Here is a 15,182-nt window from a genome sequence, read left to right on the forward strand (position 1 = left end):
ATCATCTTCTCTTTTCTTTTTTATGCTAGCCTGTATTTTACCACAATAGAGGCCTTGTCACAAAACCACTCACCAATTTACCTTGGTTTTCATAAAAATATAGTGGAAGGAATTACGGATTTTTCATAGTTCCATGAATAAAAGTTCACTAAAAAAAGAAAAATAAGGAAAAACAGATGAGGTGAGGAAATGGGTTTATTTAACTCTATATCGGCCTGGAATGCTACAAGGTTAGAAAAACATCGTGCAAGTATGGAGGAAAAAGGCCTCTGTCCAGATTGTTACGGACGTGGATACAGCTCCTTCGTACCTACGGAATATCATTTTTCCGATATACACGACTGTCCCGGCTGTAATGGCACCGGCGCTTACGCTGATTGGGCCGCCATGAATGGACAGCAAATGTAATCGCATACAGTGCCATATATTAAATGAGTAAAAAGGACCCCCTGTTAAACAGGAGGTTCTTCTATTTCCTTTACCATATAGCGAAATTCATGACCGCTAATCGGAATGGTTTTAATTTCCACATACCCCAATCTGCCATAGAGACGATTCGCCGCTTCATTTTCCTTTTCAACAACCAAAGAAACCCTTGGATATCCCTTATGTTTAGCATATCCCTCAACATATTGAATCAGTGCACTGCCAATACCTTTTCCTTGAAAATCCGGGTCAACGGATACTGTATCCAAATAAAAGTCTCTCATTTCCGCTTCCTTATCGAGCGTAACGCTTGGGTCTTTCATCTTCATCCTTAATTGTTTCACTATCGGTTCATCCAAGCTTTCGGCATCCTTGCCATGGTAAGCAATGATCAATCCAGATACTTGTCCATCATGTTCACTGACAAGCGTATTTTCATAGCTGACCCGATTCCCACTTTTCCTGAACAAATCGGCAAGAACGGAAAGTATCTTTTCTTCTTCCGTTTCACCAGTCAAAACCTCTGCAATTTCCTTAATCGCTAACCGGGTCAATACGGCTGCCTTTTTTGCATCGTCCGGTGTCGCTTTCCTGATAAACATGTTTGTAATTCTCCTTGCTTCATTAAACTGAAAAGGCCACCAGATTCAGTGGCCACTTCAACCTATTTATTTGCCGGATCATCCGGCAGTATTCCTTGCGGGATGAATACATCAAAATGGCGGTACTGATTTACGAATTCAGCTGGGGCCATCCCGCCAAATTCCCCATCCAAGTTAAGCATCATGTCCTTTTTGGCATGTACTTTAATTCGATTGGCTTTTTCATAAATGACGTTTTTATCATGTATATGTTCACCGCGCATTGCCAATGTTGCGACACGGACAATATCAGCGAGGTTTGCCTTTTTCAAAATAAGCAACGTGAACATCCCATCATTCAAAGAGGCGTCAGGAGCCAGTTTCTCGAAGCCGCCGACCGAATTCGTGTTAGCCACCAAGAAAAGCATGATCTCTCCTTCAAAAAGCTTTCCATCATATTCAATAGAAACTTCCGTCGGCTTAATTGAAGGAAGCATTTCAATTCCTTTAATATAGTAGGCTAGCTGACCAAGCATGGTTTTCAGCTTGATTGGCACGTCGTAGGTCAATTCGGTCAATCTGCCCCCGCCAGCAATATTGATGAAATACTTATCGTTCATTTTCCCGATATCGACCGGCATCGTATGCCCACCGGCTATAATTTCGGCCGCTCCTTCGATCGACTTCGGTAAATGCAGCGCCCGGGCGAAATCATTGGTCGTTCCCGTCGGAATGATTCCTAGTTTCGGACGTTTCTCTGCAGTGGCCAGTCCATTAACAACCTCATAAATCGTACCGTCGCCCCCTGCTGCAATAACTACATCATAGCCGCGTTCAATCGCTATCTTAGCCGCTTTCGTCGCATCCCCGGCACCGGTCGTCGCATGTGCAGAAGCTTCATAACCAGCTTCTTCAAGTTTTGCTAGCACACCTGGCAGGCTCTTCTTAATGGCTTCCCGGCCCGAAGTCGGGTTGTAAATCAACCTTGCTCTTTTCATTTCCCATCATCCTTATACATATTGATTCCATAATTTACATCTTAATCCTTCGTTACATGAAAAGCAATATTCGAAAAAAAGAGGACCGTATTTCGGTCCATATCTTTTACATTTTACTAGAAATCGCATCAGGGAAAATTATAATGCTTTTTACAATTTTATTCTAGTAAATGATTTCAATCATGGATATTGAACGTTCACGTTAAATGTATCGGTAACCATTAAAGTATGTTTCCCATCACCAGTATTGAATATCCCATTCTTTTTTACAATGCCTTCATCACTTGTTCCTTTTTTCACTTCAGTCATCTTCCAGCCACTCTCGGGGCCTTCAAGTTCCTCGACCCCTCTAGCATCTATCTTGATATCACTATTATCCTGAAGGACTACACTTAGATTTCCGCTGTCCTTCACACTCCAGTCATTCAAGAGCTTTCTAGGCTTCAAGACAAGATCGGTACTTTGTCCGTCAATTTCCACTGCCAACTCAGCAGGGATTATAAGGGTTGCCTTAAGATTCCTTGTACCACTGTCCAAAAGTCCATTTTGACTCGGTAAATCCTTGAAGCTAATATAAAGAGTATCACCATTTCTTTCAACAAGTAAATAATCTTCCGCTTTGTTCAACAATGAATCATCATCTTCCATTACCCGCTCACCATATGTTCCAAAAACGGAAACTTCTTCGTCCTTACCACTTTCAATTGTCAATGGGTATGAACCAGTGTCCAGGACAACTCTCTGTATGCCCTTTCCTGCCTTTTGATTGAAACCAGGCAAATTGACCGTTTTCTCTTCACTATTAACGGCAGCCCTAACTTGATCCAACAATCCGCTGGATGTAAGCAGAATTAAAACTATTCCCGTCGTTCCAAGCAATCCAACGAAAAGAATGCTAAGAATATCATACTTTACAAAAGAACTTTCTTTTCTGGAAAAATAAATATAAAAGAGAATCTCTGCACCCAAGATAATGAACAGCAACGGCCACCACGATAGCAGAATCGTCGTCAAATTCATATCCGAAATTTGAGAAACGAGTAAAACAAAACCCAAACCAACCAGGGAGATCCCCATTGAAATCGTTCCGACTCTCCATGTTCTCATTTAGTCTCCTCCTCGACTCTACCTTTTTTACTTCCCGACAGCAGTTTGATTCCCCCGCCTATGAGAAGGATGCATACAAGTCCTTTTTGAAAATAATCTCTAAACCAATACTCCAAGTTGCTTCCAATCCATTCATCCAAATGAGGGGCAATGGCCGGGACGATTATATTACTGGCCAAGAAATAGATTCCAATTCCCACCAACCCCGATCCTAGCCATTTTTGGTGATTGACCATACCCGAAATGATGGGCGTATCTTCTACTGGTCCCTCTTCCATTTTCGAGGCTTTTTGCAATCCATCAAAAAAACTATAAAACCAGATAATCGGAATAAGGAAAAAGAAGAAACCTAACCGGAGTAAATCCAGTATGTAAATGGCGAATAAAAAGCCGGCCATCAATTGAATTCCACGTTTTTGCAGCCCCAAATATAAGTGACCTGCACCAGGAAAAATGGCGAGTAAAGTCGCGACCGATTTACTCTTCTTCCCGGATTCCCTTCTCTCCTCGAAGTCTTCCAAAATGGTCCGATCGATAAGCTCCTCACCTCTTTGCTTTTTATTCAGCTGTTGAACAGAATCAAAAAAGCTGTAAATCCAGATAACAGGCAATAATGCCATGAATATCAACAGACCTTCCAATTGTGTCATCACACTGATGAATACAACCATGATGCCAAGGCCTAAAAAGCCGATGAGAAAAATGAGTCCCCGATTCATGAGACCCAGCTGAAAATGCCCTAATCCTGGAACGAATGACAGGATGATTACATAAAATCTTTCCGTCTCCGGCTGATCGGCCCCTACATTCTCTTCATTTTTAGGATTCCTCAGTGAGGTGACCACCAAATCAAATATACTGATGAAATAAAACACCATTCCAATAACGGAAAAAGCCAGAAACGCATCCGATTGACTGATCAACGAAAGAAATAGACCTCCAAGCCCCAATCCAGCCGTGGCAAGAAAATAAAATAACCCTTTATATTTCCTTCCTAGGTAAAAATGTCCGAAACCTGGCAGAAACGATAATAAAAAAGCTAATACCGGACTTTTATTCATTTCTAAACCCCTCCTTATTCTTCTTTTCGATTGTGTCCATCCAATTAAATGTTTTATCAATAAGTCCATCGGTTAAGGACTGAGTTTCCCTTCCGCTGCTTGATTCCACAGAATCCACGTATTCCGTCAATGATTGAAATACTCCGCCTGCCATCAATAAAATGGTAAACCCGGCCGCGATCAGGTAATGTCTTGTAATCGTCCGAAGTGATTTCTCTTTTCGGTGTTGTTTAGCCTCTTCACCAGAACCTTCTTTCAATCGGCTAATCGAGTCCATGACCGGACCTGCAATATCAAATCCTTCGATGTCCAGACTGGTTTCTTCTTTTTCCATCGCTTCCATATAGGCGGACAAACACTTGTCACAGGAGTATAGATGATTTTCATATTCAATTTTTAGAGCCTCTGGTATTTCATCTGCCAAATATGCAACCCATTCTGCTTCAGGAACATGATTCACGAAAAATCCTCCTCTTTCCAATGTTTTCTCATCCAATTTCTTGCCCGATATAGCTTTACCTCGACAGATTTCACTTGAATATGCTGTTCCTCTGCAATTTGCTTGAATGTCTTTTCCTTTATGTAATAGCTATATACAACATCCCGATATCCCTCTGGAAGGTCATTCAGCTTCCGTAATACTTGCTTTCGCCTTTCATTCCGAAAGAATACCGCCTCGACATCATCCGTTAAGCCCAAATTAGCTTCCGATGAATGTTCTTCCTGCAATTCTTCCTTTTGGCGTTCCCTCTTTCTCTTTAAATCGATTGCATGATTTACCGCAATTCGGGTAATCCAGGTTTTGAAACCTTGGTTCTTATATTGAGGAAGAGAGGTGTAGATTTTGATAAAGACTTCCTGGGTAACATCTTCTGCATCCTTTTGATTCCGCAAGACGGAATAGACGGTCCTATAAATCGTCTGTTTATATGTTTCAATCAACATTCGGAATGCATGATCATTCCCAGCCCTTACCTTCTCAACTAACTCATCCGTCACTTCTCTTCCTCCTTTCCTTTTAATCATTCATGTAATAGACGCACAAAAAGGAGTTACCCCTACAGATAACTCAAAAATTTTTTCGCTTTTTCACAGTAAAATCTTTTCTTAATCAAGAGAAAACCGTACCACTTTAAAAGTGATACGGTCAATATTAACGTTTATTGATTTCTTCCACCAAAATTTTATTAACAAGCTGTGGATTTGCTTGTCCTTTTGTCGCTTTCATGATCTGTCCGACAAGGAAGCCGATTGCTTTTTGTTTACCGGCCTTAAAATCTTCAATTGATTGCGGGTTATTATTCAATGCTTCTTCAACGGCTGTACGCAATGCGCCTTCATCGGAAATTTGGACTAGTCCCTTCTCCTTGACGATCGTTTCGGCATCCCCGCCGTTTTCAATCAATTCTTTGAAAACTTTTTTAGCGATTTTAGAAGAAATCGTGCCATCTTCAATCAGCTTGATCATTCCAGCCAACGATTCAGCAGTCAATTTGACTTCATGCAGCTCTTTACCTTCTGCATTCAAGAAGGCGGAAACCTCACCCATGATCCAGTTAGATGCCAGTTTTGCATCAGCTCCTGAAGCGACTGTCGCTTCAAAGAAATCAGCACTTTCTTTCGTTACCGTTAAAACGGCTGCATCATATTCAGGTAAGCCAAATTCTTCGACATAGCGTTTTTTCCGGGCATCCGGAAGTTCCGGAATCTCGGCAGCGATACGCGCTTTCCATTCTTCATCGATATGAATTGTCAATAAGTCCGGTTCCGGGAAGTAACGGTAATCATCGGAGCCTTCCTTAATTCGCATTAGTACCGTTCTGCCTGTAGCTTCGTCGAACCGGCGTGTTTCCTGTTCGATTATGCCGCCTTCATTCAAGATTTCCGCTTGGCGGATTTCTTCATGCTCCAACCCTTTGCGGACGAAGTTGAATGAGTTCAAGTTTTTCAATTCGGTTTTCGTACCGAATTCTTTTTGGCCGACAGGTTTCAAGGAAATGTTGGCATCACAGCGAAGTGAGCCTTCTTCCATTTTACAATCGGAAACGCCGGTGTATTGAATGATGGATTTCAATTTTTCCAGATATGCATAAGCTTCTTCTGGGGAAGTGATATCAGGTTCGGATACGATTTCAACTAGAGGCGTACCTTGGCGGTTATAATCACAAAGTGAATAGTTCCCTTTATGTGTCAGCTTTCCAGCATCCTCTTCCATATGAATGCGGGTAATGCCAATTTTCTTTTTCTTGCCGCCCACCTCAATCTCAATCCAACCATGCTCACCGATCGGCTGATCGAATTGTGAAATTTGGTATGCTTTAGGATTGTCCGGGTAAAAGTAGTTTTTCCGGTCGAATTTCGTAATCTCCGCCACTTCGCAATTCAGGGCAATTGCAGCCTTCATTGCAAAATCAACAGCCTTTTTATTGACGACAGGCAATACACCTGGGTAGCCTAGGTCGATTACAGTCGTGTTACTATTTGGAGCGGCACCAAAATGATTTGGGCTCGCTGAGAAAATTTTAGAATCCGTTTTTAATTCTACGTGTACTTCTAGACCAATCACCGTTTCAAAGTCCATTTTTTTTCACCCCTTACAGCTTAGGAAATTGTTTATGAAAATCTGTTGCTTGCTCAAATGCGTGAGCCGCGCGGTAAATCGTGCTTTCATCAAAATGCTTACCAATCATTTGCAGTCCAAGCGGAAGACCATTCGCTGCGAATCCACATGGCACGGATATACCCGGTACACCAGCAAGATTGACTGGAATCGTCAAGATATCATTTGCATACATCGTTAATGGATCGTCGACTTTTTCACCAATTTTAAATGCAGGCGTAGGTGTAGTCGGCCCAACGATGACATCGTATTTTTCAAAAACATCTTCAAAGTCTTTTTTGATTAACGTACGTACTTTTTGAGCCTTTTTATAATAAGCATCATAATAACCTGAACTTAAGGAGAAAGTTCCAAGCATGATACGGCGTTTCACTTCGTCACCGAATCCTTCTGCACGGGTTTGCTTATACATTTCTATAAGTGTTTCTGCATTATCTGTACGGTGTCCGTAACGCACACCGTCAAAACGTGAAAGGTTAGCCGAAGCTTCCGATGAAGATAGCAGATAATAGGCAGCTAAAGCATATTTGGAATGCGGCAAGGATACCTCTTCCCATTCAGCTCCAAGCCCCTCTAATACTTTTAATGCTTCAAGTACGGAATTACGTGCTTCTTCACCAACGCCTTCGCCAAGATATTCCTTAGGCACAGCTATTTTCAATCCTCTAACATCGCCTGTTAATGAATTCACAAAATTCGGCACGTCAACATTGGCAGAGGTCGAATCCATTGGATCTACACCTGAAATCGCTTCAAGCAAATAGGCGTTATCTTCAACCGTTCTTGTAACTGGCCCAATTTGATCCAGTGAAGACGCAAATGCTACTAGTCCGAATCGGGAAACCCGTCCATATGTAGGTTTTAAGCCGACAACTCCACAATAGGCAGCTGGTTGGCGGATTGATCCACCCGTATCGGAACCTAAAGAGAATAGGACTTCACCGGAAGCGACAGATGCAGCTGAACCGCCCGAAGAACCGCCTGGCACATATTCCGTGTTCCAAGGGTTGCGTGTTGCCTGAAATGCGGAGTTCTCATTGGAAGAACCCATCGCAAACTCATCCATATTCAATTTCCCGATCGTAACCGTTTCTGCTTTCTGTAGCTTTTGAACAACGGTTGCATCATAGATTGGATCAAAGTTCTCCAAAATTTTGCTCGCACAAGTCGTACGCAAATTTTTAGTGACAATATTATCCTTCACTCCGATTGGCATACCAAATAAAGCGCCTTCGTTCTCGCCTTTTACCAATTGATCATCCAATCGTTTTGCTTGATTGCGGGCGTTTTCTTCATCAAGTGTCAAAAATGCCTTCACCTTGTCCTCTACTTGTCCGATTCGCTTATACGATTCGTTAACAAGATCAGTGACACTTATCTCTTTCTTATGTAAGCGTTCATGAAGCTCAGAAACCTTTTGTTCGAACAACGACATCATTGTCCCTCCTTATTCAATTATTGATGGTACACGGATATATCCTTCTTTGCTATCCGGTGCATTTTTAACTACTTCTTCAACTGGCAATCCCGGTTTTGCGACATCTTCGCGCATAACATTCTTCATATCCAAAACGTGAGAAGTCGGGTTTACTTGATCCGTATCAAGCTCATTCAACTGCTCCGCGAATGAAATCATTTGGTCAAGCTGATGCTGAAACTGTTGTGCTTCTTCTTCCGTAATGGCCAAACGAGCCAAATGGGCAACGTGTTTAACTTGTTCCATAGAAATACGTGACATTCTCTTCACCTCCGAAAAAATATCCAAATCGACTGAATTTCGTCGCTTTTCTCCATATAATCATCGTTTAAATCATATCAAACTATTACACAGTAAAGCAACAAGAGATACAATGTCGAAATTCAATTATTTCATAAGGAAAAAGAGATATTTTCCGGGAAATATGGGAAAGTTGCCGGAATTTCCGGGGAAATGACAATAAGTCCTTTAAAATTCGACAAATGTTCCCTTTTTAAAGCAGTTGCTCCCTAAGATGGAAGGGTTTACTTCCTGTTTAAAGGTTATTTTGGATACATTCCCATTTAAAAGCGGGACACAAAAAAGATGAAGCCGCTAAGCTTCATCTTTTTTCATTCATATATATGAACGGTTGGTTCGTCCTGATTCGCTTCACGGACTATGAGTGCTTCAGGTCCATTTACAGAGGTGATGGATACCTGTACGGCAATATAGTTCGGGAAACGTTCCATTACAAGGCCAGCAACATATTGGGTAAAGCCGATCGCTTCGGAGTTCCCATAAAATTGAATGGGGATATCGATGTTCAGACTTTGCAATTGATCATCCATATAGAACGCCCTGCCGATGACTCCGTTAAAGTTAGGGAAGTATTCTTCGACATCTTCTTTAAAGTTCGTGAATGTATTGACGTCATCACGGTATTTTTTTTCAGCCCCTGCAGAAGGAAATAGGAAATACTCTTCGTCCAGGTTCGTCCATTTTCCAATATTGTCAGAGTTTTTATCGATATTCGTATAGGAAATGAAATTCCCAGGGACTACTGAAGATTTTTCATTTTGCTCGAATAAGGCAATCGTAATCGGAACATTTTTCAGCTTGTCCATTTTACGCAGCCTTTTCAGGACTTCTCCAGCAATTTTCTCCCCTTCTTGCTTTAGCTTGTTACTATCGATTTTATTTTCATAGGTGGCACCGAATTCTTCCTTTTGATAGTAATGCACTGAATTCAACGCAAGACCTATTACAACTCCGCCAAGGCTCACTGAATTATCTTTTGTTTTCACCAAGTAATTATGTTCTAAAATATGGGCAAGATAGATCGGATTTTCTTCATTCCGCTTATCAATGTCACCTTTACCCGGATCAACCGGATTCAAGCCAAGGTTCTCTGAGGCTTTCTTCTTCTTTTCTTTCAACTGACTATCGGTATATTTTCTGTTCAGCCAGGAAGATATCGTGGAACTATCTAGCATTTGCCCCTCTTGAAACAGGTAATCTTCCGGGTCGAATTGGGTTTGCGCCAACCGCATCAAACCATTTTCGAATTCTTCAATGTCATATCGGGTATTTAGATTGGATACGACCAAACCGCGTGCTTTTGATGGTTCAAACGGTAGGATTGTTTGATAATATTCTTCAGAAATTTTATACTTCGGAATAATTGCCGATTCTTTTTTGTCTTTGGAGTCTTGAACTACCTCTTGCTTATCCTCAAAACTAGGCGCACATCCAGCAAGAAGCAGTATAAGAATCATCCCCAAAATAGAGTGTTTCCTCATAGCTACACCTCTTATTTATTTAGTTCCTCAATCAGTCTCTCTTCATCCCATACCATGACGCCTAGGCTTTCAGCTTTTGCCAGTTTGGAACCGGCATCTTCGCCAGCTACGACCAAATCGGTTTTCTTGCTGACACTTCCAGCAACATTAGCTCCTAGCGCCTCTAATTTCTCTTTTGCTTCGTTACGTGTTAACTGATGCAGTTTCCCCGTTAAAACGACTGTTTTACCGGAAAAAATGGAGTCGATATCTTCTATAGAAACAGCTCTTTGCCCTTTGAAAGTAAGATTCACACCTGCTGCATCCAGCTCATTCAATAATGCATGGACTTCTTCCAATTCAAAATAAGCTACGATGGAATCAGCCATCTTATCGCCTATTTCATTAATGGCCGTTAGTTCTTCACGGCTCGCCTTGCTTAAGGCCTCCATCGTCCCGAATTCCCTCGCAAGCGTCTTGGCAGCTTTGGAACCAACATGGCGAATGCCCAGCCCGAATAGTAATTTTTCCAACGAGTTGGTCTTCGAAGCTTCGATTGCTTGAAGAAGTTTATTGACGGATTTATCCCCCATCCTTTCCAAAGCAATCAGTTGATCGTATGTAAGCTTATAAATATCAGCCACATCTTGTATGAGTTCTTCTTTAAATAACAAGCTAATCACTTTTTCACCAAGACTGTCTATATTCATTGCTGTACGGGAAACAAAGTGAATCAAACCTTCCCGTATTTGTGCAGGACACTTCGGGTTGATGCAGCGTAAAGCAACCTCCCCGTCCAGCCGGACAAGTTCACTGCTGCATTCCGGGCACTCAGTCGGCATCTGGAACTCGACTTCTTCCCCTGTACGGCGGTCTGCCAGCACATTGACTACCTCTGGAATGATATCGCCCGCTTTTTTCACGACCACTTGATCTCCGATTCTGATGTCCTTTTCACGGATTAAGTCTTCGTTGTGAAGTGAAGCTCGCTGTACAGTGGTACCTGCTACCCGAACGGGATCCAAAACTGCGGTAGGGGTCAATACACCCGTACGGCCAACATTCAGCTCGATATCCCTTAGGGTTGTAATGACTTCTTCAGCTGGGAATTTATAAGCAATCGCCCATCGCGGACTTTTTGCAGTAAATCCTAATTCATCCTGCTGTTCAAGGGAATCCACCTTTACGACAATTCCATCAATATCATAGGCTAAGTTTGGACGTTGTTCCGTCCATTCTACTATATAGGCCAGCACTTCTTCTATATTCGAGCATCTTTTTCTTTCCCGATTCGTCTTAAATCCGAGTCGATCCAATAAATCCAGACCCTCACTGTGGGAACGGACCCCTGTTTCGCCCAAATCGGCAATCGCATAAAGGAAAATATCCAAGTTACGTTTCGCAGCAAGTTTTGGGTCAAGCTGCCTTAACGAGCCCGCAGCTGCATTTCTTGGGTTTGCAAATGGTTCCTCACTGCGTTCTTCCTTAGCCTTGTTTAATGATTCGAATGATTTTTTTGGCATGAAGGCCTCACCGCGCACTTCAATGGCAACCGGCTCCCGCAGCTTCAATGGAATCGATTTGATCGTTTTTAAATTAGCGGTAATATCTTCACCGATCGTTCCATCTCCACGGGTTGCCCCTCTTACGAAATATCCATTTTCATATTGAAGAGTGACGGCAAGTCCATCAATTTTCAATTCACATACATAGGAAAAATCGTCACCTACAGATTGTCTGACCTTTCTGTCAAAATCCCGTAAGTCACTTTCATTGAAGGCATTGCCTAAACTAAGCATTGGTGTGGTATGCTCCACTTTTTCAAACATATCCAAAATGGCGCCACCGACCCGTTGTGTCGGTGAGTCCGCCGTTTGCAGTTCCGGAAATTTCTCCTCATACTCAATAAGTTCACGGAGCAGACGATCATATTCAGCATCAGGTACTGATGGCTGGTCCATGACATAATATTCATAGCTGTATTGGTTCAACAACGTTTGCAGCTCTAGAATTTTCTTCTCTGCAGCTTGTAAGTCCATACGTTCAATCCTTTCTAAAGAAGACTCCACCGCACTTCTTATAGAAGAGCGGTGTCTAAAGTCAGATATCCCTATTCTTTACCAGTGGAAGCATATTAATCTTAAGCCTTTTCAACTGGTGCAAATTTCGCCAATAGCCGCTTGATTCCGATTGGACTTGGAAAGGCTATATCCAATTCCTTCCCTTCGCCTTCTCCTTTTACGCTCACCACGGTTCCTATTCCCCATTTTTTATGGGAGGCACGGTCACCGACAGCCCAGCCGATCTCTTCGCCGCCCGTTGCGGATGGCGCAGAAACAGCTCTTCCGAAGGCAGGCACTTTTCTTGTTGAAGCAGTTGAAGGAGATCCGGTTCTCGAAGAACTGAAAGGTGTTTGCCTAGCTCTAGGAGCCGGTTTCGGTTTTAGATCTTCAAGAAGTTCCTCTGGTATTTCACTAATGAAACGGGAAACGGGATTCATGCTCGTCCGTCCATACAATGTCCGCATTTGGGCATTGCTTATGAATAGTTCACTTTCAGCCCTTGTAATTCCCACATAAGCCAGACGGCGTTCTTCTTCCATCTCCTCTTCATCCATAAGCGATCGGCTGTGAGGGAATACCCCTTCTTCAAGGCCCAATAGAAAGACCACCGGATATTCAAGTCCCTTCGCTGAATGCAGCGTCATCAACGTTACCGTATTTGTAGCTTCTTCAGTATTCTCGTCAAGTTGGTCTATATCTGCAACCAACGCAAGGTCAGTCAAAAAGCCCACCAATGATTTGTCTTCGCTGTTATCTTCGAATGCTTTCGTAACAGATAAAAACTCATCTATATTTTCAAGGCGGCTTTGTGATTCAATCGTTTTTTCTGCCTGCAGCATCTCACGGTAACCGGTTTTCTTAATGACTTCCTCCACAAGTTCCGTTACGGATAAGTATTCCTGCTGATTTGTATAATTAGTGATCAGCGTATGGAATTCCCTTGCCGCTTTGGTAGCCTTCCCGCTTATCCCTACCATTTCCACAGATTCCAGTGCTTTATAAATGGAAACATCATATTGATCTGCATAATCTGCCACTTTGTCCATTGAAGTTGCACCAATTCCGCGTTTTGGTACATTGATTACACGGCGAAGACTGATGTCATCATCAGGATTCGCAATAAGGCGAAGATAGGCAAGTAAATCCTTAATCTCTTTACGGTCATAGAACTTAGTGCCCCCGACTATTGCATAATTTATATTGGATTTAAGCAGAACTTCCTCCATGACACGTGATTGTGCATTTGTTCTGTAAAGTATTGCTATATCTGAATATTTCCGGCTGCCATCCTGGACTAACTCATTTATCTTTCCGGCTACGAATTGCGCTTCCCCTTGTTCATTGTCTGCACGGTAATAGAATATCTTATTGCCATCTGCATTCTCTGTCCAAAGATTTTTCGGCTTCCGGTTTTGATTGTTATCGATGACCTTATTCGCCGCTGCAAGAATCTTTTTCGTCGAGCGGTAATTCTGTTCAAGGAAAATCATGTTGGCATTCGGATAATCCTTTTCAAATGAAAGGATATTCGCGATATCCGCACCGCGCCAGCGATAGATCGATTGATCGGAATCCCCGACAACACAGAGATTACGGAAGCGTGAAGCCAGCAGTTTAACAAGCATGTATTGAGCCCTGTTCGTATCTTGATACTCATCAACATGAATGTATTGAAATTTACGCTGATAATATTCAAGCACCTCAGGTACGAGCTGGAACAATTGAATCGTCATCATGATCAAATCATCGAAATCGAGCGCTGAATTTTTACGCAGCCGTTTTTGGTATTCCGTATATACATCGGCAGTTACTTTAGTGAAGTAATCAGACGCCGTCTTCAGGTACTCTTCCGGCCCGACCAATTCATTTTTCGCTGAACTGATGCTACCCAAAATGGCACGATAATCATATTTTTTTGTATCCATATTACGGTCTTTCATGATTTGTTTTATGACCGATTGCTGATCCGTCGTATCCAATATCGAGAAGTTTCTATTAAATCCGATACGGTCGATATCTCTTCGTAAAATACGGACACACATCGAGTGGAAAGTCGAAATCCAGATATCTTCGGACGCACCGCCAAGTATGGCTCGGATCCTCTCCTTCATCTCACGTGCCGCTTTGTTGGTGAACGTGATTGCAAGGATGTTCCAAGGCGCTATTTCCTTCTCGACCATCAAGTAAGCTATTCGGTGAGTCAGCACACGCGTCTTTCCACTTCCTGCCCCAGCCATGATTAAAAGTGGGCCATCAGTTGCTTTCACTGCTTTTTGTTGCTGTTCATTCAAACCTATTAGTAATTTTTCCGCTAAATATTGCATTATCACACCACCTATACGAACATTCGTTTCTGTTTTAGTATACTATATTTATTACATGTTTTCATTTAACTGCCGAAACTGTTGCAAGTGCCACTTTCAAATCTTCATAAATCACATTGCCGACAACGATGACATCCGCAATCTTGGACATCTCTTTGGCCTGTTCAACTGATTTTATCCCACCGCCATAGAATAGTACGGTATCCTCCAAACTCTCTTTGGCAGCTTCCACCATCTGGACATCGCCATAATCACCGCTGTATTCCAAATAAAAAATCGGCAGGTTGAACATCTTTTCTGCCATCATCGCGTATGCACCCACATCATCCATATCCAAATCGGTATTGGCTTTCGTCAACTGGGCCGCCTTGCACTCAGGATTCAGGATACAGTACCCTTCAACGAAAATTTCATCCCAATTCAAAAGGTATCCATATTCCTTTACTGCTTGCTGATGCAGTTTCATCATCCAATCCGGGTTGGTGCTATTCAGGACACTCGGAATGAAATATAAATCAAACCCTGGCGTCACGGTTTCAACAGAAGAAATTTCCATCACACATGGGACGGTATATCGTCTGACACGTGCCATTAAATGAAGCACATTCTCTAGCGTGATTCCATCCGTTCCCCCGACCATGATTGCATCAGTACCGGATTCACAGACTTTCTCTAGGGCCTCATCACTTATTTCTTTATTTGGATCGAGTTTGAAAACATGTTTCCACTCGCGAAAATCGTACATTATAATCCTCCATTCACACT

14 protein-coding genes are annotated in these 15,182 nt (G+C 42.4%); all 14 read right to left on the reverse strand.

Going from position 1 to position 15,182, the window contains the following annotated elements; all coding sequences use genetic code 11:
- Positions 1-231: 231 nt before the first annotated feature.
- The 14 genes from ACSR9O_RS19050 to pcrB all read right to left on the reverse strand — a co-directional run bounded on the left by ACSR9O_RS19050 (position 232) and on the right by pcrB (position 15,162).
- On the reverse strand, positions 232-414 hold the full coding sequence (locus ACSR9O_RS19050; RefSeq protein WP_157831128.1) for a hypothetical protein: 183 nt from the start codon (positions 412-414) through the stop codon (positions 232-234).
- A gap of 38 nt (positions 415-452) precedes the next feature.
- The gene (locus ACSR9O_RS19055; protein ID WP_491724915.1) at positions 453-1,028 is read right to left on the reverse strand and encodes a GNAT family N-acetyltransferase; all 576 of its coding nucleotides are present in this window, start codon (positions 1,026-1,028) and stop codon (positions 453-455) included.
- A gap of 62 nt (positions 1,029-1,090) precedes the next feature.
- Positions 1,091-2,005 (reverse strand): diacylglycerol kinase, encoded by a 915-nt coding sequence (locus tag ACSR9O_RS19060; protein WP_101225006.1) that lies wholly within the window; start codon positions 2,003-2,005, stop codon positions 1,091-1,093.
- 180 nt (positions 2,006-2,185) lie between these two features.
- Positions 2,186-3,112, reverse strand: coding sequence for a LiaF transmembrane domain-containing protein (locus ACSR9O_RS19065; protein ID WP_230177946.1), 927 nt, complete (start codon positions 3,110-3,112; stop codon positions 2,186-2,188).
- Entirely contained in the window at positions 3,109-4,173 is a 1,065-nt protein-coding gene (locus tag ACSR9O_RS19070) for a hypothetical protein (RefSeq protein ID WP_491724916.1), read from the reverse strand. Before ACSR9O_RS19070 ends, ACSR9O_RS19065 begins: the two co-directional genes overlap by 4 nt.
- Positions 4,166-4,633, reverse strand: coding sequence for a hypothetical protein (locus ACSR9O_RS19075; protein WP_101225009.1), 468 nt, complete (start codon positions 4,631-4,633; stop codon positions 4,166-4,168). The genes ACSR9O_RS19070 and ACSR9O_RS19075 overlap by 8 nt, the downstream gene beginning before the upstream one ends.
- The gene (locus ACSR9O_RS19080; RefSeq protein WP_232783007.1) at positions 4,630-5,172 is read right to left on the reverse strand and encodes an RNA polymerase sigma factor; all 543 of its coding nucleotides are present in this window, start codon (positions 5,170-5,172) and stop codon (positions 4,630-4,632) included. The genes ACSR9O_RS19075 and ACSR9O_RS19080 overlap by 4 nt, the downstream gene beginning before the upstream one ends.
- A 154-nt stretch (positions 5,173-5,326) precedes the next feature.
- Entirely contained in the window at positions 5,327-6,754 is a 1,428-nt protein-coding gene (gatB, locus tag ACSR9O_RS19085) for an Asp-tRNA(Asn)/Glu-tRNA(Gln) amidotransferase subunit GatB (RefSeq protein ID WP_101225011.1), read from the reverse strand.
- Between the two features lie 13 nt (positions 6,755-6,767).
- Complete coding sequence (gatA, locus tag ACSR9O_RS19090; protein WP_101225012.1) at positions 6,768-8,228, reverse strand: Asp-tRNA(Asn)/Glu-tRNA(Gln) amidotransferase subunit GatA; 1,461 nt, start codon at positions 8,226-8,228, stop codon at positions 6,768-6,770.
- A 12-nt stretch (positions 8,229-8,240) separates the two neighbouring features.
- Positions 8,241-8,531: an Asp-tRNA(Asn)/Glu-tRNA(Gln) amidotransferase subunit GatC gene (gatC, locus tag ACSR9O_RS19095; RefSeq protein ID WP_076372748.1), complete on the reverse strand. Its 291-nt coding sequence runs from the start codon at positions 8,529-8,531 to the stop codon at positions 8,241-8,243.
- Positions 8,532-8,881: 350 nt separating this feature from the next.
- A complete protein-coding gene (locus ACSR9O_RS19100; RefSeq protein ID WP_491724917.1) occupies positions 8,882-10,051 on the reverse strand; it encodes a CamS family sex pheromone protein in 1,170 nt (389 codons plus the stop codon).
- Between the two features lie 11 nt (positions 10,052-10,062).
- Entirely contained in the window at positions 10,063-12,069 is a 2,007-nt protein-coding gene (ligA, locus tag ACSR9O_RS19105; protein ID WP_491724918.1) for an NAD-dependent DNA ligase LigA, read from the reverse strand.
- A gap of 101 nt (positions 12,070-12,170) precedes the next feature.
- Positions 12,171-14,417 (reverse strand): DNA helicase PcrA, encoded by a 2,247-nt coding sequence (gene pcrA, locus ACSR9O_RS19110; RefSeq protein ID WP_491724919.1) that lies wholly within the window; start codon positions 14,415-14,417, stop codon positions 12,171-12,173.
- Positions 14,418-14,478: 61 nt separating this feature from the next.
- Positions 14,479-15,162: a heptaprenylglyceryl phosphate synthase gene (gene pcrB, locus ACSR9O_RS19115; protein ID WP_063235730.1), complete on the reverse strand. Its 684-nt coding sequence runs from the start codon at positions 15,160-15,162 to the stop codon at positions 14,479-14,481.
- Positions 15,163-15,182: the final 20 nt, after the last annotated feature.

The organism is Peribacillus sp. B65 (assembly GCF_058513295.1).